General features: G+C 45.9%; 14 protein-coding genes and 2 pseudogenes. 14 read left to right on the top strand and 2 right to left on the bottom strand.

All coding sequences use genetic code 11. From position 1 onward, the window contains the following. The first annotated feature begins 22 nt into the window (after positions 1–22). Together MY9_RS16920 and azoRB are read left to right on the top strand one after the other, a co-directional pair. Positions 23–1,902: pseudogene (locus tag MY9_RS16920) on the top strand (FUSC family protein). Positions 1,903–2,061: 159 nt separating this feature from the next. Then, a complete protein-coding gene (azoRB, locus tag MY9_RS16915; protein ID WP_014665389.1) occupies positions 2,062–2,697 on the top strand; it encodes an FMN-dependent NADH-azoreductase AzoRB in 636 nt (211 codons plus the stop codon). 35 nt (positions 2,698–2,732) lie between these two features. Here the strand turns inward: azoRB and MY9_RS16910 are convergent. Continuing rightward, positions 2,733–3,810 (bottom strand): annotated as a pseudogene (locus MY9_RS16910) (oxidoreductase). A 127-nt stretch (positions 3,811–3,937) separates the two neighbouring features. Here MY9_RS16910 and csoR point away from each other — a divergent pair. From csoR to MY9_RS16855, 11 genes are all read left to right on the top strand, one after another. Continuing rightward, the gene (gene csoR / locus MY9_RS16905) at positions 3,938–4,243 is read left to right on the top strand and encodes a copper-sensing transcriptional repressor CsoR (protein WP_003228404.1); all 306 of its coding nucleotides are present in this window, start codon (positions 3,938–3,940) and stop codon (positions 4,241–4,243) included. Positions 4,244–4,316: 73 nt separating this feature from the next. Continuing rightward, positions 4,317–4,526, top strand: coding sequence for a copper chaperone CopZ (gene copZ, locus MY9_RS16900; RefSeq protein ID WP_014665387.1), 210 nt, complete (start codon positions 4,317–4,319; stop codon positions 4,524–4,526). Between the two features lie 83 nt (positions 4,527–4,609). Continuing rightward, the gene (copA, locus tag MY9_RS16895) at positions 4,610–7,021 is read left to right on the top strand and encodes a copper-exporting P-type ATPase CopA (RefSeq protein ID WP_014665386.1); all 2,412 of its coding nucleotides are present in this window, start codon (positions 4,610–4,612) and stop codon (positions 7,019–7,021) included. Between the two features lie 158 nt (positions 7,022–7,179). Further along, positions 7,180–9,288, top strand: coding sequence for a heavy metal translocating P-type ATPase (locus MY9_RS16890; RefSeq protein ID WP_148267358.1), 2,109 nt, complete (start codon positions 7,180–7,182; stop codon positions 9,286–9,288). 119 nt (positions 9,289–9,407) lie between these two features. Then, positions 9,408–10,076, top strand: coding sequence for a disulfide bond formation protein BdbD (bdbD, locus tag MY9_RS16885; RefSeq protein ID WP_014665383.1), 669 nt, complete (start codon positions 9,408–9,410; stop codon positions 10,074–10,076). Between the two features lie 4 nt (positions 10,077–10,080). After that, a complete protein-coding gene (locus MY9_RS16880) occupies positions 10,081–10,497 on the top strand; it encodes a disulfide oxidoreductase (RefSeq protein ID WP_014665382.1) in 417 nt (138 codons plus the stop codon). A gap of 184 nt (positions 10,498–10,681) precedes the next feature. After that, positions 10,682–11,290 (top strand): trimeric intracellular cation channel family protein, encoded by a 609-nt coding sequence (locus tag MY9_RS16875; protein ID WP_014665381.1) that lies wholly within the window; start codon positions 10,682–10,684, stop codon positions 11,288–11,290. A gap of 192 nt (positions 11,291–11,482) precedes the next feature. Further along, positions 11,483–13,807, top strand: a complete 2,325-nt coding sequence (gene helD / locus MY9_RS16870; RefSeq protein WP_014665379.1) for a DNA helicase IV — start codon at positions 11,483–11,485, stop codon at positions 13,805–13,807. A gap of 170 nt (positions 13,808–13,977) precedes the next feature. Beyond that, positions 13,978–15,795, top strand: coding sequence for an assimilatory sulfite reductase (NADPH) flavoprotein subunit (locus MY9_RS16865; protein ID WP_041521426.1), 1,818 nt, complete (start codon positions 13,978–13,980; stop codon positions 15,793–15,795). 25 nt (positions 15,796–15,820) lie between these two features. Continuing rightward, positions 15,821–17,536 (top strand): assimilatory sulfite reductase (NADPH) hemoprotein subunit, encoded by a 1,716-nt coding sequence (cysI, locus tag MY9_RS16860; protein WP_014665377.1) that lies wholly within the window; start codon positions 15,821–15,823, stop codon positions 17,534–17,536. 242 nt (positions 17,537–17,778) lie between these two features. Beyond that, positions 17,779–19,791, top strand: a complete 2,013-nt coding sequence (locus tag MY9_RS16855; protein ID WP_014665376.1) for a Na+/H+ antiporter — start codon at positions 17,779–17,781, stop codon at positions 19,789–19,791. 46 nt (positions 19,792–19,837) lie between these two features. On the opposite strand, the gene yvgO is transcribed toward MY9_RS16855, so the two are convergent. Continuing rightward, entirely contained in the window at positions 19,838–20,323 is a 486-nt protein-coding gene (gene yvgO, locus MY9_RS16850; protein WP_014665375.1) for a stress response protein YvgO, read from the bottom strand. A 222-nt stretch (positions 20,324–20,545) separates the two neighbouring features. Here yvgO and pgoN point away from each other — a divergent pair, with 222 nt between their 5' ends. After that, positions 20,546–21,376 carry a glyoxal/methylglyoxal reductase gene (gene pgoN, locus MY9_RS16845; protein ID WP_040081825.1) on the top strand — a complete coding sequence of 277 codons (831 nt, stop codon included), beginning with the start codon at positions 20,546–20,548 and terminating at the stop codon, positions 21,374–21,376. Positions 21,377–21,397: the final 21 nt, after the last annotated feature.

Below are 21,397 nucleotides of genomic sequence, written 5' to 3'. Positions count from 1 at the left end.
TCATTGAAAAGGATTTTGTCAAATGAACAAAACTGGTGAGAACAATCAAAGAATCATGCCTATCATGAAGGATGCCTTTCGCATTCATGCGAATCCATTTCCTTGGAAAAAGGCTATCGGATCAGGTTTCGCTTCAGGGTTTCCTGTGCTGGTCGGCGCATTAGCGGGTCACACGGATTACGGACTAACTGCAAGTATCGGAGGCTTTGTTTATTTATATGCTGGCGGTGAATCGTACAAAAAGCGCGCCTTGAAGCTGTTCTTGGTTTCTATTGGGATCGCCCTCTCATTTTGTTTAGGGACGCTTTGGATGATGGCGGCTGTTTTGGGGCTGGTCGGTGCAGCGGCGATGTTTATTTTTAGCGCGCTCGGCATTCAAGGCCCTGCGCCGATGTTTTTTGTCCTAGCCTTTTTAGTCAGTTCCGGGCTGCCGGCCGATCCTTCACAAGCGTTGTTCAGAGCGGGACTGACGTTTCTCGGCGGCATTTTCGCCATGGGCATCGCGCTAATTGGCTGGTTATGGAACAAGCATGGACCGGAGGGAGCGGTGCTGCAAAAAACATATGATCAGCTGGCTGCATGTCTTTCAGCCGTCGGAACGCCAGGTTTTCATCATGCGCAGCATCAGACGGTGCTCATGCTCAGAACAGCCCGCCAAACCGTTCTGGGTAAAGGGAACGGACGGAAAAAATCGCGGCATGATGAACGGTTTTTCCGCCTGCTTGAAAAAGCTGACGACATATTCCTTGCTATTATTCATTTTTCAGCTGAATCGCCGGATGGAGAGACCGCGCAGATTGAAAAGGCACTTCGTCAAACCGGAGATATGCTTGCACATGCACGGGTTTTCAATACGTTTCAGATTAATGAAAATGAATCTGAGCCAAGGCGAAAGCTGTTTGAAGAAATCAACGAGGTTTTGCATATCGCTTCAGGACGTTTGGAAAAGCAGCTTGATGGGGAACCGAGCCGCCTGCCATCCTCTTTTTACTTTTTGAGAAATGCCTTTGACTGGAAGTCTCCGGTTTTGATTAGAGCGTTAAAGTACGGAATTGTTCTGTTTGCCGCCGATATGTTTGCCCTCTTATTCGGCTTTGCACGCTCCTATTGGATTCCGCTTTCGGCAGCAGCGGTCATGCTTGGCACTACTGTTGTTTTTACGCTTCACAGGGCTATTCAGCGTTCGGCCGGAACGGTGATCGGTGTTATGCTGGCAGGCGCAATCTTGTTTTTTAAGCCGGGCGGTGTTTATATTGCGTTTTGTATTGCAGCGCTGCAATGTCTTCTTGAGATGCTGATTGTCCGCAATTATGCGCTGGCTGTTCCCTTTTTAACCGCAAATGCGCTTGTTATCACAGAAAGTATGCATGGCGGCGCGGACACCGGTTATTTTATGATGCGAGGCTGACGGACGTAGCTGTCGGCAGCGTGATCGGGCTATTGGGAACAATGCTTTTGTGGCGGCGGTTTTCAACGAAGCGGCTGCCGGAACTGATGAGGAACGTCATCCGGCTGGAAGGGCAGTTTATGGAGAAACTGTTAACCGGGCAGAAAGCTGACGAACATAAATTAAGGGTGAGCCTCGTCAGGCTTCGGGATGCGTATGACAAGGCGCTTGGGGAGTTTCCTCATGCGAATGCGGATGCACTCTGGCCTGCTATTTCCGGCACTCAGCACTTAGGGTATTATTTGCTCTCAGCCCAAGCTCACCGCCGTCCGCCTTCTCCGTTTTCTGATGAAGAGATCAACCAGCTGCGGACGTTTTTTGAACAGGCTGAGCAATCCTTTAACGTGAAAAGAATGCCGGCGGATATTCAAGTGCCGCATGTCGCTCATTATCCTCGGATCAGTAAAGAATTATCCGCGCTGTATTCCGGCTTGAGAACAGCTTTTGAAAAGTAAGCTGTTTGGGAAAGAAAAATAATCTTTAATTCAAGATATTTTACTTGAAAGTAAATTTCTTTGTCTCTATAATAAAGTCTAAGAGAGACAGAATAATCATTATGCATCTGTATGATAATAATTGATGTGTGATTTTTAAAAACGAAAGGACTGGTAAAAATGGCAAAAGTATTATATATCACTGCTCATCCGCATGACGAAGCAACTTCGTACAGTATGGCAACAGGTAAAGCATTTATCGAATCTTACAAAGAAGCGAATCCAAATGATGAAGTTGTACATATCGATTTGTACAAAGAAAACATCCCGCACATTGACGCAGATGTATTCAGCGGATGGGGAAAGCTTCAGTCAGGTACAGGCTTTGAAGAGCTTTCTGAAAACGAAAAAGCGAAAGTAGGCCGTTTGGGAGAGCTTAGCGATCAATTTGCATCAGCTGATAAGTACGTATTTGTGACTCCTTTATGGAACTTCTCATTCCCGCCAGTGATGAAAGCGTATCTTGATTCTGTTGCCGTTGCAGGAAAGTCATTCAAATACACAGAACAAGGTCCTGTCGGCTTGTTGACTGATAAAAAAGCAATCCATATCCAAGCGCGCGGCGGCTATTATTCAGAAGGTCCCGCGGCTGAGATGGAAATGGGACACCGCTACATCGGCATCATGATGAACTTCTTCGGCGTACCATCATTCGATGGCATTTTCGTAGAGGGACATAATGCGGAGCCAGATAAAGCACAGCAAATCAAAGAAGACGCGATTAAGCGTGCGAAAGAAGCAGGAATAACATTCTAATGAAAAAGCCTCCCCTTATTTGGGGAGGCTTTTGTTTATTGCTCCAGCATAATGGTGCGTTTCTCTTTACTGCTTTTCATCGCGGCTTCAATGATGCGGATGACATCAATACCTTCCTCAGCGGTGACTGGGAGCGCAGCACCTTCTCGTATGCTTTCCGCTATTTTTCGGTAATAAGTGAGATAGGAGCCATTTACTGATGGAACGGTTTCTGTTTTTTTATCGGAGCCATGAACGGTTGTAAGCTGTCCGTAAAACTCCGAATCATCCGCGCCCCAGCTGTCACCCTCTGGTTTTCTTCCCGCTCTGAGTGCGTCTTCCTGCCCGTCGATTCCGTATTTGATAAAGCTGGAACTTTTTCCATGGATTTGATAACGGGGACCGTTTGCCGGAACAATTGATCCTCCGTATAGAATGGCTTGAAGCTTGCCGTAATCCAGGATTAAATGAAAATAGTCAACCGTTTCGGCATTTTCCCGCTGAGCCATTACGTTTGCAGTCACGGCTTTAGGCATCCCAAACAAATGCAGGGTTTGGTCTATAATGTGGGAGCCGAGATCATACAGCGTGCCAGTGGCAACGCCTTCTTTTTCCCGCCACCGCGCTTGAACTTCAGGTCTGTACCGGTCATAGGAGACTTGATATGTATTGATATCTTCAAGAGATCCCTCAGAGATCAGCTTTTTAATCGTTAAAAAGTCGTTATCCCAGCGCCGATTATGATATACGCTTAACAATACGCCTTTTTCATCAGCAGCTTTCTTTAATTTCTCCCCTTCTGCGGCCGTCGCTGTCATCGGTTTTTCCAACACGACGTGTTTTCCCGCTTGTATGCACGCCATAGCATGCTCGTAATGAACGCCGCTCGGTGTGGTGACAATGACGAGCTCAATGGAGGGGTCATTTGTGATTTCCTCAAGCTCATGCACAACTTCAGCATCAGGAAAATCCCGTTTCACTTCTTCCGTCCGTGATGTCATGATTTTGCTGATGTGATACTCATCCAGAACAGCCAGCAGCGGCCCGTGAAAAACAGAACCGGACAATCCGTATCCTAATATTCCAACCTTGATCGTATCCACTTTTTTTTCTCCCCTTTAAAAGCGTTATCAACAGAAGTATATACCCTCCTGATGAAATGGTAAAACCTAACTGATTCAATTTTTGCGTCGGCATGCTTAGACAACCGTTTGGACAATCAGTATAATGGGAATTAATATCATTAAACAGAGGTGTACGCATGGAAAAGCATAACGAACATAAAACATTAAACCATAAAAGCTCGAAAGAAAAAGATCAGATTACAAACCGGCTTAAGCGGATTGAGGGTCAAGTCAGAGGCATTCAAAACATGGTGGAAAACGATAGATATTGTGTGGATATTCTTGTGCAGATTTCAGCTGTTCAAGCGGCAATGAAAAATGTGGCGCTTCATTTGCTTGAGGATCATGCCCATCATTGTGTAGCGGATGCCATCAAAAGCGGAGACGGGGAACAAGCCATTTCTGAGCTGTTGGATGTATTTAAAAAGTTCACAAAATCATAAAGCGTTTTTTATTGTAATACCCTACGGGGGTATGGTAGGATGAAAACAGAAAGAATAAACAGGAGGAATTCATATGGAACAAAAAACATTGCAAGTCGAAGGAATGTCTTGTCAGCACTGTGTCAAAGCAGTAGAAACGAGCGTAGGAGAACTGGACGGCGTCAGTGCTGTTCATGTCAATCTGGAAGCGGGTAAAGTCGATGTTTCGTTTGATGCTGACAAAGTATCCGTCACAGACATTGCGGATGCGATAGAAGATCAGGGCTATGATGTAGCCGATTGATTCAAGATATCGCACCTTTATGGAGGTGCGATATTTCTTTCATTTTTATATACCCCCCGGGTGTATATAAAGGAGTGAGTATATTGAGTGAACAAAAGGAAGTCGCAATGCAGGTCTCTGGTATGACTTGTGCGGCATGTGCTTCCAGAATTGAAAAAGGCCTGAAGCGGATGCCCGGTGTCGCAGATGCCAATGTCAATCTGGCAACGGAAACTTCAAATGTAATCTACGATCCTGCTGAAACAGGGGCTGCAGCAATTCAGGAAAAAATAGAGAAGCTGGGCTATCATGTCGTTACAGAAAAAGCTGAATTCGATATTGAAGGCATGACCTGTGCGGCCTGCGCCAATCGGATTGAAAAGCGGCTTAACAAAATAGAAGGCGTCGCAAACGCCCCTGTAAACTTCGCTTTAGAAACAGTTACAGTCGAATACAATCCAAAAGAAGCGTCTGTCAGCGATCTGAAAGCAGTGGTAGATAAGCTTGGATATAAGCTAAAGCTGAAGGATGATCAGGACGATGAAGCAGCAGCTGCTAAAAAGAAAGAAGAACGGAAGCAAACGGCGAGACTGATCTTTTCAGCGGTTCTGTCGTTCCCGTTGCTTTGGGCGATGGTGAGCCATTTTACATTTACATCATTCATTTGGGTGCCAGACATATTCCTCAATCCGTGGATGCAGTTTGCGCTGGCGACACCAGTCCAGTTTCTGATCGGCTGGCCGTTTTATGCGGGTGCATATAAGGCACTCAGAAATAAAAGCGCCAATATGGATGTATTGGTCGCGCTCGGAACGACTGCTGCTTACGCCTATAGTCTATATCTTACTTTTCAAAGCCTTGGTTCCCACGGACATACAGACGGCCTTTACTATGAAACAAGCGCGATTTTGCTGACGCTGATTTTATTAGGAAAGTTGTTTGAAACAAAAGCAAAGGGACGTTCCTCGGATGCGATTAAAAAGCTGATGAAGCTTCAAGCGAAAACAGCGACTGTCGTAAGAGACGGAAAGGAGCAAATCGTCCCGATCGACGAAGTGCTTGTTAATGACATTGTTTACGTCAAACCTGGTGAACGAATTCCTGTCGACGGAGAAGTGATTGAAGGCCGCTCGGCGGTTGACGAATCGATGATTACAGGAGAAAGTCTTCCTGTTGATAAAAATCCTGGCGACAGTGTGACAGGTTCAACCGTTAACGCAAACGGCTTCCTGAAAATTAAAGCTGTCAACGTCGGTAAGGACACTGCCCTTTCTCATATCATCAAAATTGTTGAGGAAGCACAAGGGTCAAAAGCGCCGATCCAGCGTCTCGCTGACCAGATTTCAGGCATTTTTGTGCCGATTGTATTGGGGATTGCCGTTCTCACTTTTCTCATTTGGTATCTTTGGGCGGCTCCTGGCGATTTTGCTGAAGCGATCAGCAAGTTCATTGCGGTTCTTGTCATTGCTTGTCCTTGCGCCCTCGGTCTTGCCACTCCGACGAGCATAATGGCTGGATCTGGACGCGCTGCTGAATTCGGCATTTTATTTAAAGGCGGCGAGCATTTAGAAAAAACACATCGTCTCGATACCATTGTTCTTGATAAAACCGGAACCGTGACAAACGGGAAGCCGCGTCTGACGGATGCCATTCCATTCGGACGTTTTGAAGAAACAGATTTGCTTCAATTTGCAGCGGCAGCAGAAACGGGATCGGAGCATCCGCTCGGCGAAGCAATTGTGGCTGGCGTGAAAGAAAAAGGGCTAGAGATACCGAAGCTAACCCGTTTTGAAGCGAAAGTCGGCGCAGGCATTTTGGCTGAAGCCGGAGGAAAAAGCATTCTCGTCGGCACAAGAAAGCTAATGGAGAGCGAACAGGTTGAGCATGGGGCTCTTCTCGCCCAAATGGAAGAGCTTGAAGCCGAAGGGAAAACAGCTATGCTTGTATCCATTGATGGGGAGGCAGCGGGGCTAGTAGCGGTTGCAGATACGATAAAAGACACGTCGCAGAAGGCTGTTGCCCGTCTGAAAGAGTTGGGGCTTGATGTCATCATGATGACAGGAGACAATCGCAGAACCGCAGAAGCCATCGCGAAGGAAGCGGGAATTACGAGTGTCATTGCGGAAGTCCTTCCTGAACAAAAGGCGGCAGAAATTGCCCGCCTGCAAAAAGAAGGCCGCCAAACAGCCATGGTAGGCGACGGAATTAACGATGCGCCGGCGCTTGCCACAGCCGATATCGGCATGGCGATTGGAACAGGCACGGATATTGCCATGGAAACAGCTGACATTACGCTGATTCGCGGCGATCTAAACAGCATTGCCGACGCCATTCGCATGAGCAGATTGACAATGAAAAACATTAAACAAAACTTATTCTGGGCGCTCGGCTATAACAGCCTCGGCATCCCAATCGCAGCGCTAGGATTTTTAGCACCATGGATAGCGGGAGCAGCAATGGCATTCAGCTCCGTTTCCGTAGTTCTGAACGCTCTTCGTCTGCAGAAAGTAAAATGAAAAACCGGCGATATGCCGGTTTTTGTTTTTCATTGACACTTTCTTGGAAAACAACATATAATAGGTGTAACTATTATATGAGTATATGCTCATATATGTATAACAAATCAATGCTCATTGATACGCTTTGAAGAGGGAACCCTAAATCGGAAGGTAAGGTGAGACTAGTGAAACAGGAATACGTTCTGGACGGTTTGGATTGCAGCAATTGTGCCCAAAAAATCGAAAATGGAGTCAAAGGCATAAAAGGAATTGACGGATGCGCGGTAAATTTTGCGGCAAACACCTTAACTGTCTCGGCCGATGGGAAAGAAGAGCAATGGGTCACAAATAAAATAGAGAAAAAAGTGAAATCAATCGATCCGCATGTAACGGTTCGCCAAAAGCATAAAAAGAAATCAGCGGATGACGGCTATCGTAATCGAATGGTCAATATGCTGATCAGAATGGCGGCGGCTGCCATTCTCGGCGCAGCGGCATATTTGGTTCATTCAGGCACCATTGAATTTTGCCTATTTCTCGCTGCTTATTTGATCATTGGCGGTGACATTGTCATCCGCGCAGTCAAAAACATCATCCGCGGCCAAGTGTTTGACGAACATTTCTTGATGGCCCTTGCCACAATTGGTGCTTTTCTGATTCAGCAATATCCTGAGGGAGTCGCCGTTATGCTGTTTTATCAAATCGGTGAGCTTTTTCAAGGAGCCGCAGTCAGCCGGTCCAGAAAATCAATTAGTGCCTTAATGGATATACGGCCTGATTACGCCAATGTGAAAACAAAGAACGGCATCGAACAGGTTTCTCCGGAGGATGTTCAGACAGGAGATATCATTGTGGTTAATCCGGGAGAAAGCATACCCCTGGACGGTAAGGTCGTGCAAGGGTCAGCGATGGTTGATACATCTGCGTTGACAGGTGAGTCCGTTCCGAGAAAAGCTGCGGAAGGACAAGAGGTCATGTCAGGCTTTATCAATCAAAACGGCGTTCTGCATATTGAAGTCACAAAGGGCTATCAGGACTCAGCAGTATCAAAAATATTAGACCTGGTTCAGAATGCGAGCAGCCGCAAGGCCCGGACAGAAAACTTTATCACGAAGTTTGCTAAGTATTATACACCTGCTGTTGTCATTATCGCGGTATTGCTGGCTTTTGTTCCGCCGCTTGTTGTTTCTGGCGCCGCTCTTTCCGATTGGGTGTACCGCGCGCTTATCTTTTTAGTGATTTCTTGTCCTTGTGCGCTAGTTGTCTCTATTCCGCTCGGTTTCTTCGGAGGAATCGGAGCGGCCTCGAAGGCTGGAGTGCTTATAAAGGGAAGCAATTATTTAGAAGCCTTGAATCAAGTCAAATACGCGGTGTTTGATAAAACGGGAACATTAACAAAAGGCAGCTTTGAAGTGACAGAAATCAAGCCTTCGGAAGGATTTACAAAGGACAGCTTACTTGAAGCTGCGGCATACGCTGAGCTTCATTCACAGCATCCGATTGCCGAATCAGTGCGTAAAGCTTATGGAAAAATGCTTTCCCCTGACGCCATAGAATCATATGAGGAAATATCCGGCCACGGCATTTTTGCAAAGGTAAATGGAACTGAGATCCTTGCCGGGAATAAAAAGCTCATGGAAAGAGAACAAATTGAGGATGTCCCGGATGAAAAAGCCGGAACAATCGTACACGTTGCCGTTGGTCAACGATATGCCGGAGCAATCATCATAGCGGATGAAGTAAAGGAAGACGCAGCACAAGCAGTTGCTGATCTGAAGTCGCTTGGGATCAAACAGACAGCTATGCTGACGGGTGATTCGAAACAAACGGGGGAAGCGGTCGGAAAACAGCTTGGCATCGATGAGGTATATGCAGAGCTGCTCCCGCAGGATAAAGTCGCGCAGGTCGAAGCATTGGAAGCCAAGCTTTTGCCTAATGAAAAACTCATTTTTGTCGGTGACGGCATCAATGATACACCAGTGCTTGCCCGCGCAGATATAGGGGCCGCGATGGGAGGCCTTGGCTCAGACGCCGCGGTAGAAGCCGCAGACATCGTGCTGATGACAGATCAGCCGTCAAAAATTGCGGAAGCGATTCGGATTGCGAAACGGACACGGCGTATCGTGTGGCAAAACATCGGCTTTGCTTTAGGCGTAAAAGCGATCTTCCTCATTCTTGGTGCATTTGGAATTGCGACTATGTGGGAAGCGGTTTTCTCTGATGTCGGCGTTACGCTGCTGGCTGTTGCAAACGCCATGCGTGTCATGCGTCTTAAAAACAAATAAATTGTCGGAGAGAATTCATTTTTTCGGGGTTTTCTTATCTGTGCTTGTCTTGTTAAAATAAAGAAGTGGGTCAATTGCGATCCGCTTCTTTTTTAATTTTAAAACGATGAGGTGTCGGAGTGAAAAAGAAACAGCAGTCTTCTGCGAAATTCGCGGTCATCCTTACGGTTGTGGTCGTTGTATTGCTAGCAGCCATTGTCATCATTAATAACAAAACGGAACAAGGCGATGAAGCGGTTTCCGGACAGCCGTCTATTAAAGGCCAGCCTGTGCTTGGTAAGGACGATGCACCGGTAACTGTAGTAGAATTCGGAGATTACAAATGTCCGTCTTGCAAGGTGTTTAACAGTGACATCTTTCCAAAAATACAAAAAGACTTTATTGATAAGGGCGATGTGAAATTTTCTTTCGTGAACGTCATGTTCCATGGAAAAGGTTCAAGATTAGCGGCTCTTGCATCAGAAGAAGTATGGAAGGAAGACCCTGACTCTTTCTGGGATTTCCATGAAAAGCTGTTCGAAAAACAGCCGGATACAGAACAGGAATGGGTAACCCCAGGCGTTCTCGGTGATCTTGCAAAAAGCACCACAAAGATAAAACCTGAGACGCTCAAGAAAAATCTTGATAAGGAAACATTCGCTTCTCAAGTGGAAAAGGATTCTGACCTTAATCAAAAAATGAACATAAATGCAACACCGACGATTTACGTCAATGATAAAGTGATCAAAAATTTTGCGAATTATGATGAAATCAAAGAAACGATAGAAAAAGAGCTGAAAGGGAAGTAACGATATGAAAAATAGAATCGTATTTTTATATGCTTCCTGGGTTGTGGCTCTTGTCGCTATGCTGGGCAGCCTGTATTTTAGTGAAATCAGAAAGTTCATTCCATGTGAACTGTGCTGGTACCAGCGTATCCTCATGTATCCGCTCGTCCTGATTTTAGGCATTGCCACCTTTCAAGGGGACACACGCGTGAAAAAATATGTGCTTCCGATGGCGATGATCGGGGCATTTATTTCGATCATGCATTACTTAGAGCAAAAAGTGCCCGGCTTTAGCGGCATTAAGCCGTGTGTAAGCGGCGTGCCGTGCTCGGGCCAATATATTAACTGGTTTGGTTTTATTACAATTCCATTCCTGGCCTTGATTGCTTTTATCCTGATTATCGTTTTTATGTGCCTGCTGAAGGGCGAAAAATCTGAATAACCCAAAAGCGCCTCGTATGCCGGGGCGCTTTTTAATTTCGCAAAACTCATGTCCATTAGCAATAGCCGTATTCCCTCTAAATTTATCTTTTTTTCTCATAAAAATGTTATTGCTTTTACGCTTGAGCGATTATAAAATCTAGAGGTCGTCAGAAAATTTAACAAACATAAAGGGAGTCATCAGAATGGCTTGGGAGCTGCTCAGTGTGATTGGCATCATTGCGTTTGCAGTCAGCGGCGCAATTGTTGCGATGGAAGAGGAATACGATATTTTAGGAGTTTATATATTAGGGATCGTTACAGCTTTTGGAGGAGGAGCGATCCGCAATTTGCTGATTGGTGTTCCGGTGTCAGCGCTATGGGAGCAGGGAGCGTACTTTCAAATCGCGCTTTTATCTATTACAATTGTGTTTCTGTTTCCGAAGCTGCTGCTGAAGCATTGGAATAAGTGGGGCAATTTGTCAGATGCGATCGGCCTCGCAGCCTTTGCTATCCAAGGCGCACTGTATGCCGTCAAAATGGGCCATCCGCTTAGTGCCGTGATTGTGGCTGCGGTGCTGACGGGAAGCGGGGGCGGAATCATCCGCGACCTTCTTGCCGGGCGCAAACCGCTTGTGCTGAAGGCGGAAATTTACGCGGTCTGGGCGGCTCTCGGCGGATTAATCGTCGGATTGGGCTGGCTGGGGAACTCGGTAGGCTTATACGTTCTGTTTTTTGTGCTCGTTGTCTGCCGGGTTTGTTCCTATATGTTTAATTGGAAGCTGCCAAACCGTTCTTTTCGCTTAGATAATTAATAGCAAAAAAACCGATTTCGATGTGAAGTCGGTTTTTTTGCATATAAATAACCCAAACCTTGATTGATTTTGGGTAAATGTGATAAGATAAATTGTATTTGCCAGTTTTCATCATATATTTGATATATGTATCCAATTATATTTTACAGTATTTCATCTATGTTTGTCAACTATTTTCTGGAGGTGCCGTTCATGAATCAGAAGGATAAGGAATGGAAGGAAGAGCAGTCAAGAATAGATGAGGTGCTGCAGGAACTCGGAAAAAAAGAGCGGTTTCTGGAAACGTCTGCGGGCGGGTTGAAGCATGATATCATCGGATTAAGAAAAAGCTTTTGGGAGGATGTGAAGGTTAATTTTGATGATGCCCATGAAGCGGTTGAAACGATGGCAAGCATTAAGCAGCAGGCAGAGCTGCTGTCTGATCGGGAACGGAATCATCGGCGCATGGCTCAGCAGCTCAAACGAATTCAACAATTAAAAAAATCGCCTTATTTCGGACGGATTGATTTTATTGAAAACGGCGAGGAGCAGGCAGAGCGAATTTATATCGGTTTAGCTTCCTGTTTGGATGAGAAGGAGGAACACTTTCTGATTTATGACTGGAGGGCGCCGATATCAAGTATGTACTACAATTATTCCCCAGGAAAAGCGGAGTACGAGGTGTCCGGTGAAACGATAGAAGGGGAAATGGTGCTGAAACGACAGTTTATGATCAAAAACGGCGATCTCAAGGCGATGTTTAATACCGATATGACGATTGGCGATGAAATGCTGCAAGAGGTATTAAGCCATCATTCCGATACCCAAATGAAAAACATCGTGTCTACGATTCAGAAAGAACAAAATCAGATTATCCGTAATGAAAAAAGCAAATTCCTGATCGTGCAGGGAGCGGCTGGGAGCGGAAAAACCTCGGCAGCGCTTCAGCGTGTCGCTTATTTGTTATACAGGCACCGCGGCGTCATTGATGCCGGACAAATCGTTTTATTTTCTCCTAACTTCTTATTTAACAGCTATGTCTCCTCTGTTTTGCCTGAGTTAGGAGAAGAGAATATGGAGCAGGCGACGTTTCAGGAATATATCGAGCATCGGCTTGGCCGCAGGTTTCAATGTGAAAGCCCCTTTGACCAGCTTGAATATTGCCTGACTGAAACAAAGGAAGGCGATTTTCCAACAAGGCTTGCGGGTATCACATGGAAGGCGGGTTTATCTTTTCAGCAATTCATTGATGAATACGTCACAAGGCTGTCCTCTGAAGGGATGATTTTTAAAAATATTGTTTTCCGCGGCCAAAAGCTGATTACAAAGGAACAGATTCAATCCTATTTTTACTCATTGGATCAAAATCACTCGATCCCGAACCGGATGGAACAAACCGCGAAGTGGCTGCTGAGTGAGCTTAACAAGCTTGAGAAAAAGGAGCGGCGAAAGGATTGGGTCGTTCATGAAGCTGAGCTGCTCGACAAAGAGGACTACTTGGACGTGTACAAGAAACTGCAGGAAAGGAAACGGTTCAGCGAGAGTACGTTTAACGATTATCAAAGAGAGCAGCAGCTGCTTGCCGCTATCATTGTGAAAAAAGCTTTCAAACCGCTCAAACAAGCGGTCAGACTCCTGGCATTTCTTGATGTGAACCAGCTGTATCTGCAATTGTTTTCCGGATGGGGAGGGGAATCCCAGCATGAGAAGACGGCAGCGATAGGAGAGCTGACCCGTTCGGCATTTACGGAAAATAAATTGCTCTATGAGGACGCGGCACCGTTTCTTTATATGCAGGATCTGATTGAGGGCAGAAAGAAAAATACGAAGATCAAACACCTATTTATTGACGAAGCCCAGGACTATTCACCGCTGCAGATGGCTTACATGAGAAGCATTTTTCCGGCTGCCAGCATGACAGTGCTTGGTGATATCAATCAGTCTATCTACGCTCATGCCATACACGGGGATCAGCGTATGGATGCGTGCTTTGAAGATGAGCCTGCTGAGTATGTTCGTTTAAAGAGAACGTACAGATCGACAAGGCAGATTGTCGAGTTTACAAAAGCGATGCTTCAAGATGGGGCGGATATTGAGCCGTTTAACAGAAACGGGGAAATGCCGATCGTGGCCAAAACTGAAGGGCATGAGAGCCTTTGCCAAAAGCTCGCGCAAGAAATTGGACTGCACAAGAAAAAAGGGCACGAAACAATAGCCGTCATTTGCAAGACTGCGCAGCAATGCATACAGGCGCACGCCCACATGAGTGAATATGCAGATGTTCGCCTGATTCATAAAGAAAATCAACCATTCCAAAAGGGTGTTTGCGTGATTCCCGTGTATTTAGCGAAGGGAATTGAATTTGACGCAGTACTTGTCTATGATGCATCTGAAGAACACTATCATACAGAGCACGACCGCAGGTTATTATATACTGCGTGCACCCGTGCAATGCACATGCTGACGGTATTTTATACAGGTGAAGCCAGTCCGTTTGTAACCGCTGTGCCGCCTCACTTATATCAGAATGCTGAATGAAGAGAAGGGAGTCCTTCTCTTTTTTCTATTTACATGAAGCATAGCCGTTTTATCATTAGGATTCTTAATAGTTATCATCATGTAAATATATTTTACTTAAGCCTAGTATTCCGGTAAAGTTCAATTAGATGCAATTTTCGATCAGTTTATAACTTTGTGAGGTGGATACGTTGCAACTTCAGGTAATGAACAGTCCGTTTAATCAGGAGCAGGCAGAGCTCCTTAACCGCCTTCTGCCGACCTTGACCGAATCCCAGAAAATCTGGCTGAGCGGATATTTATCCGCGCAATCTGTTTCCGCCCAAGAAACTGCGGGTGCGCCGGCGGCAGCTGTGTCTGTGGAGGCACCAGCACCGGCCGTTTCAAAAGAAGTGACCGTTCTTTATGGTTCACAAACAGGAAACGCACAGGGGCTTGCAGAAAATGCCGGCAAGCAGCTTGAACAGAGCGGTTTTCAAGTGACCGTCTCATCCATGAGCGATTTTAAGCCGAATCAGCTGAAGAAGGTAACCAATCTTTTAATCGTGGTTAGTACGCACGGTGAAGGCGATCCGCCTGATAACGCGCTGTCGTTTCACGAATTTCTGCACGGAAGACGGGCGCCTAAGCTTGAAAATCTGCGTTTTTCCGTTTTGGCGCTTGGTGATAGTTCGTACGAATTTTTCTGCCAGACAGGGAAAGAATTTGATCAGCGCTTAGAAGAACTCGGAGGAGAACGGATTTCTCCGCGCGTTGATTGCGATCTTGACTATGATGAACCGGCAGCCGAATGGCTTGAGGGTGTATTGAAGGGATTAAATGAAGCTGGGGGCGGAAGCGCCGCACCTGCGCCGGCGGCTGCGGCTCAAACCGGTGAGTCTTCGTATTCCAGAACAAACCCGTTTCGGGCTGAAGTGTTAGAAAATTTGAATTTAAACGGCAGAGGATCAAATAAAGAAACACGTCATGTGGAGCTGTCTCTTGAGGGATCTGGCCTGACTTACGAGCCTGGTGACAGCCTCGGCGTCTATCCGGAAAACGATCCAGAGCTTGTCGAGCTGCTCCTTAAGGAAATGAATTGGGACCCGGAAGAAATTGTGACGCTTAATAGGCAAGGTGATGTCCGTCCGCTGAAAGAAGCGCTGATTTCTCACTATGAGATTACCGTTCTCACAAAACCGCTTCTTGAACAAGCAGCCCAGCTGACGGGAAGTGAGGAGCTTAGAGAGCTTTTAGCCGCGGGAAATGGGGAGAATGTAAAAGCTTATATTGAAGGACGCGATTTGCTTGATCTCGTCCGTGATTATGGCCCATTCAGTGTATCTGCGCAGCAGTTTGTCTCAATTTTGAGAAAAATGCCTGCCCGCCTTTATTCGATTGCAAGCAGTTTATCCGCAAATCCGGATGAAGTGCATTTAACAATCGGCGCAGTCCGCTACGATGCGCACGGCCGTGAACGAAAAGGCGTCTGTTCAATTTTATGTGCGGAACGTCTGCAGCCGGGGGACACACTGCCTGTTTATGTACAGCACAACCAAAACTTTAAGCTTCCGAAAGATCCTGAAACACCAATTATCATGGTCGGTCCCGGGACAGGCGTCGCACCTTTCCGTTCCTTTATGCAGGAGCGTGAGGAGACGGGAGCGGAAGGAAAAGCATGGATGTTCTTTGGCGATCAGCACTTTGTCACGGATTTCCTTTACCAGACAGAGTGGCAGAATTGGCTCAAAGACGGTGTGCTGACAAAAATGGATGTGGCGTTCTCACGTGATATGGAAGAAAAAGTATATGTGCAGCACCGCATGCTTGAACAGAGCGCAGAGTTGTTCGAATGGCTTCAAGAAGGAGCGGCTGTTTACATTTGCGGAGATGAAAAGCATATGGCGCATGACGTCCATAACACATTACTTGAAATTATCGAAAAAGAAGGCAATATGAGCCGCGAAGAAGCGGAAGCTTATCTTGCCGATATGCAGCAGCAAAAACGCTATCAGCGTGATGTATACTGATTTGACTTGAAAGGAGTTTTTCAACATGGTGACCAAAATCTTAAAAGCACCGGACGGCTCTCCAAGTGATGTTGAACGCATTAAAAGAGAAAGCGACTATTTGCGCGGCACACTGAAAGAAGTGATGCTCGATCGGATCAGTGCAGGAATTCCTGATGATGACAACCGCCTGATGAAGCACCACGGCAGTTATTTGCAGGATGACCGCGATCTCCGCAATGAACGCCAAAAGCAAAAGCTTGAACCGGCCTATCAGTTCATGCTGCGCGTGCGTATGCCAGGGGGCGTTTCAACGCCTGAGCAATGGCTTGTCATGGATGACCTTTCTCAGAAATACGGGAACGGCACATTAAAACTGACGACACGTGAAACGTTCCAAATGCACGGGATTTTGAAATGGAACATGAAGAAAACCATCCAGACGATCCACTCAGCGCTTTTGGATACGATCGCAGCCTGTGGAGACGTAAACCGTAACGTCATGTGCGCATCAAACCCTTATCAGTCTGAAATCCATTCAGAGGTATACGAGTGGTCTAAGAAATTAAGTGATGATCTGCTGCCGCGGACGAGAGCCTATCATGAAATTTGGCTTGATGAGGAAAGAGTGGCCGGCACGCCGGAGGAAGAAGTCGAGCCAATGTACGGACCGCTCTATCTGCCGCGGAAGTTTAAAATCGGTATTGCCGTTCCGCCGTCTAATGATATTGACGTCTTTTCACAAGATCTTGGATTCATTGCGATTGTCGAAGATGGCAAGCTGATCGGTTTTAACGTGGCGATTGGCGGCGGTATGGGAATGACGCATGGCGACACAGCCACATATCCGCAATTAGCCAAGGTCATCGGATTCTGCCGGCCCGATCAAATGTATGACGTTGCTGAAAAAACGATTACGATTCAGCGCGATTACGGAAACCGTTCTGTCCGCAAAAATGCGCGGTTCAAATACACGGTTGACCGCCTCGGTTTAGATACCGTAAAAGAAGAATTGGAAAACCGTCTCGGCTGGAGCCTGGAAGCAGCGAAGCCATATCATTTCGATCATAACGGCGACCGCTACGGCTGGGTGGAAGGCATCGAGGATAAATGGCATTTCACGCTGTTTGTCGAAGGTGGCCGTATAACGGATTACGATGATTATAAGCTGATGACAGGCTTACGGGAAATCGCCAAAGTTCATACAGGCGAGTTCCGTCTGACAGCCAATCAAAACCTGATTATCGCAAACGTTTCAAGCGAGAAAAAAGATGAAATCAGTGCGTTAATCGAGCAATACGGACTAACTGACGGCAAGCATCATTCAGCACTTCGTCGCAGCTCGATGGCTTGCGTCGCTCTTCCAACCTGCGGATTGGCAATGGCGGAAGCAGAACGTTATTTGCCAACCCTCTTAGATAAGGTTGAAGAGATTATTGACGAAAACGGCCTTCGTGATCAGGAAATCACCATTCGCATGACAGGATGCCCGAACGGCTGTGCACGCCACGCACTCGGTGAGATTGGATTTATCGGAAAGGCGCCGGGCAAATATAATATGTATCTTGGCGCTGCCTTTGACGGAAGCCGTTTAAGCAAAATGTACCGTGAAAACATCGGTGAAGCAGACATTTTAAGCGAGCTTCGCGTCCTTCTTTCCCGCTATGCGAAAGAGCGTGAGGAAGGCGAGCATTTCGGTGACTTTGTTATCCGCGCCGGCATTATTAAAGCAACAACTGACGGTACGAATTTTCATGATTGAGATTGAAAGACGAGAGACGGGAATAGCTTCCTGTCTCTTTTTTTATAATTTGCTCTTATGCAAAAAAGTTCACTGTGAGCATATCATGAGAAAAATTACCCTAAAAAGGGTACTATAAAAGAAGACAAGTGTGGAGGAAACTCCTGCGAAACCACATATCGGATGCAAGGCCAGCCTGGCTCAGCGATTTTTAGACAAGACTCACCATGCACGAAAGACAACAGACGAAGGAGGTCATGCATTTGGACATATTTTTAGTTGTGCTTGTTTTATTAACGATTATTGCGATTTCTAATATCGTGAACCGATTTATTCCGTTTATTCCGGTGCCGCTGATTCAAGTGGCCCTTGGGATTCTTGCCGCCTCATTTCCACAGGGACTTCATTTTGAATTAAACACCGAATTGTTTTTTGTTCTGTTTATCGCGCCTCTGCTATTTAATGATGGAAAGAGGACGCCGCGGGCGGAGCTTTGGAATTTAAGAGCTCCGATTTTATTGCTTGCCCTCGGCCTTGTGTTTGCGACTGTGATTGTAGGCGGCTATACGATTCACTGGATGATTCCTGATATTCCGCTGGCAGCGGCCTTTGGACTTGCGGCCATTCTTTCACCGACTGATGTCGTCGCTGTCAGCGCATTATCAGGAAGAGTGAAAATGCCAAAAGGGATTCTTCGCCTGCTTGAAGGTGAGGGGCTGATGAATGATGCATCAGGTCTTGTAGCCTTTAAGTTTGCGATTGCAGCGGCAGTGACGGGTGCGTTTTCACTAGCGCAAGCGGCTGTCAGCTTTGTCTTCATTTCTCTTGGGGGCTTGCTGTGCGGGGTAGTCATTTCATTTTTGATTATTCGTTTTCGCCTATTTCTCCGCCGCCTTGGCATGCAGGATGTCACGATGCATATGCTGATTCAAATTTTGACACCGTTTGTGATTTATTTGGCCGCTGAAGAAATCGGCGTTTCCGGCATTTTAGCTGTTGTGGCGGGAGGGATCACTCATGCGGTTGAACAGGATCGTCTGGAATCAACGATGATCAAGCTGCAAATCGTCTCCTCAAGTACGTGGAACATTATTTTATTTATTTTGAACGGCCTGGTCTTTGTTATTCTCGGCACGCAAATCCCTGATGTGATTTCTGTTATCTTTAACGATACCGCCATCAGCAACATGAAGGTGATTGGCTATATCCTAGTCATCACATTTACGTTAATGCTCCTCAGATTTCTGTGGGTGCTGTTCTTTTGGAACGGCAAATGGTTCTTTAATAAAGATCAAAACATCTATAAACCGGGTCTTCGTTCGACACTGTTAATTTCGATTTCCGGTGTGCGCGGAGCAGTAACGCTTGCGGGTTCTTTCTCCATTCCGTATTTTCTGGAGGACGGTACGCCGTTTCCGGAAAGAAATCTGATTCTCTTTTTAGCAGCCGGCGTCATTTTATGCACGCTTGTCATTGCCACCGTAGTGCTGCCGGTTCTGACTGAAAAAGAAGAAGAGGACGAGGAACGAAATAAGAAGCTGCTGACAGCGAGACGCAAATTGATCAAAACAGCTCTTCAAACGATAAAAGAGGACATGAACGATACAAACAAAACGGCCTCTCTTGCGGTGATAGCTGAGTACAATGAGAAAATGAAAAACCTTCGTTTTCAGCAGTATACGTCATCTAATCGTATCAAAAAGCATGAGCGAAAGGTCCGTGCGCAGGGGGTTAAAGCTGAGCAAGAGGCACTGATGAAAATGCTGGAGCGGGGAGACATCCCGGAAGAAACAGCAAATGTGCTGCAAGAACGATTTAACGAGTTGGAAATTTTGTATGCCAACCCGTTTAAGGTCGGCTTATCAAAAACAAGGCTCAAGAGGCTGATGTATTGGATTTTCTTCGGTGAACATAAAAAGCCGGAGATGTCGATATTAAATGAAGCGGGATTGATACGGGCAACAAGAGTAAAAACGGCAAAAGCAGCAATAGAATATTTGGAAAAACATAAGACGGAAGAACATAAGGAAGTGTTTTTATCTGTCATTACATTCTATAAACAGTTAATTTTCAGGCTGGAGAACAGCCATCATGAGTTAAAATCAAGCGCACATTTTGAAAATCAAAAACTGGAAGTGAAGCTGAAGGCTGTGCAGGCGATCAGAAATGAAATTCAAACGCTGTTCGAGGAAAGAGAAATTTCCCGGGACATCTCCCATGAGCTTCGCCAATACATTAATGATGTCGAAGCCGCCATGCTTGAAGGCGGCGAATAAATGCAGCAAAAAAGCTGGTGCGTGAGAGCGCCAGCTTTTTTCTATATTAAGGGCGATGAAATTCGACAGTGCTGCCATCCCGGTCGAACCAGCCTCTGAAGGCCCAGTTAATCCAGCCGCCATCCCCTTTGTTTGTAAACGTTCCGTCTTCAAATACCCAAATGCCATACGTAATGCCGTCATAAACGGCTGAGCCATAAAATTGCACACCGTTCAAATGATCTTCATATTCCTGGCTTAAGTTAAATACCATGACGTTATATTTTTGGCCGGACGCGTAGAAGGAAGACTCCATGAGATTCTTCACAAATCCATCCCGATTCTGTGCGGATTTGATGGCATCAGCGATCTGGTTGGCAATTCCAAGTACATCCAGGTTGACGTTTAAACCTACATCAGCGGCAGTTGTTCCGGCGGTTGTTGTCTGCGAGATCTTCGGAGCAGGATTTTCTTCAGCGGAAGCAAAGGACAAAGGGGCAATTGTCAAAGCGGCACCAAGAGCAAGTGTCATTGGGATACGAATACGTTTCAAGTTGTTTCCTCCTTTGTTTTCATTTGGTTACACTAAACGCATACCCGGCTCCATGTATTTGTAATCTCAATATTGTTAAAATAGGAAAAAAATAGTACCCTGTTTTACCTTGGCTGTGAAAAAAGAAGCAAAAACAGGGCCTTAAGCGTATTATTGGTATCGGCTGAGAGGAATGTGAGATAATATAGACGCTTACATTTCAGTGAAAGGATGGATGTTCAAGTGCCAACAAGTTTAAAAGATACGGTAAAGTTACATAACGGAGTTGAAATGCCTTGGTTCGGTCTGGGTGTTTTTAAAGTGGAAAATGGCAGTGAAGCGACTGAATCAGTGAAAGCGGCAATTAAAAACGGCTACCGCAGCATTGATACAGCAGCGATCTACAAAAATGAAGAAGGTGTTGGCATCGGGATTAAAGAATCCGGTGTGGCAAGAGAAGAGCTCTTCATCACATCAAAAGTGTGGAATGAAGATCAAGGCTATGAAACAACGCTTGCTGCCTTTGAAAAAAGCCTGGAAAGACTGCAGCTTGATTACTTAGATTTATATTTGATCCATTGGCCTGGAAAAGATAAATTTAAAGATACATGGCGCGCGCTTGAAAAGCTGTACAAAGACGGCAAAATCCGCGCGATCGGCGTCAGCAACTTCCAAGTTCATCATTTAGAAGAGCTGTTAAAAGATGCTGAAATCAAACCGATGGTGAACCAAGTTGAATTTCACCCTCGTTTGACGCAAAAAGAATTAAGAGACTATTGTAAAAAACACGGCATTCAGCTGGAAGCATGGTCTCCGCTCATGCAGGGGCAGCTTTTGGATAACGAAGTACTGACACAGATTGCAGAAAAGCATAATAAATCTGTAGCTCAAGTGATTTTGCGCTGGGATCTGCAGCATGAAGTTGTAACCATTCCAAAATCCATTAAAGAACACCGTATCATCGAAAACGCTGATATTTTTGATTTCGAATTGTCTCAAGAAGACATGGATAAAATTGACGCATTAAACAAAGATGAGCGTGTCGGCCCAAATCCTGATGAGCTTCTGTTTTAATCAAAAAACTCCCCTTTACGG

This window comes from Bacillus sp. JS (genome assembly GCF_000259365.1).
In the GTDB taxonomy this organism is placed as follows: Bacteria; Bacillota; Bacilli; order Bacillales; family Bacillaceae; genus Bacillus; species Bacillus stercoris.
Note: the sequence above shows the minus strand (reverse complement) of the source record. Positions and strands in the feature narration are given on the sequence as shown.

Bases quoted from the DNA above. Each gene is read 5' to 3' on its own strand.
- MY9_RS16880 (WP_014665382.1), top strand. From the start codon at position 10,081: ATGAAAAATAGAATCGTATTTTTATATGCTTCCTGGGTTGTGGCTCTT.
- azoRB (WP_014665389.1), top strand. From the start codon at position 2,062: ATGGCAAAAGTATTATATATCACTGCTCATCCGCATGACGAAGCAACT.
- cysI (WP_014665377.1), top strand. From the start codon at position 15,821: ATGGTGACCAAAATCTTAAAAGCACCGGACGGCTCTCCAAGTGATGTT.
- MY9_RS16875 (WP_014665381.1), top strand. From the start codon at position 10,682: ATGGCTTGGGAGCTGCTCAGTGTGATTGGCATCATTGCGTTTGCAGTC.
- csoR (WP_003228404.1), top strand. From the start codon at position 3,938: ATGGAAAAGCATAACGAACATAAAACATTAAACCATAAAAGCTCGAAA.
- copZ (WP_014665387.1), top strand. From the start codon at position 4,317: ATGGAACAAAAAACATTGCAAGTCGAAGGAATGTCTTGTCAGCACTGT.
- helD (WP_014665379.1), top strand. From the start codon at position 11,483: ATGAATCAGAAGGATAAGGAATGGAAGGAAGAGCAGTCAAGAATAGAT.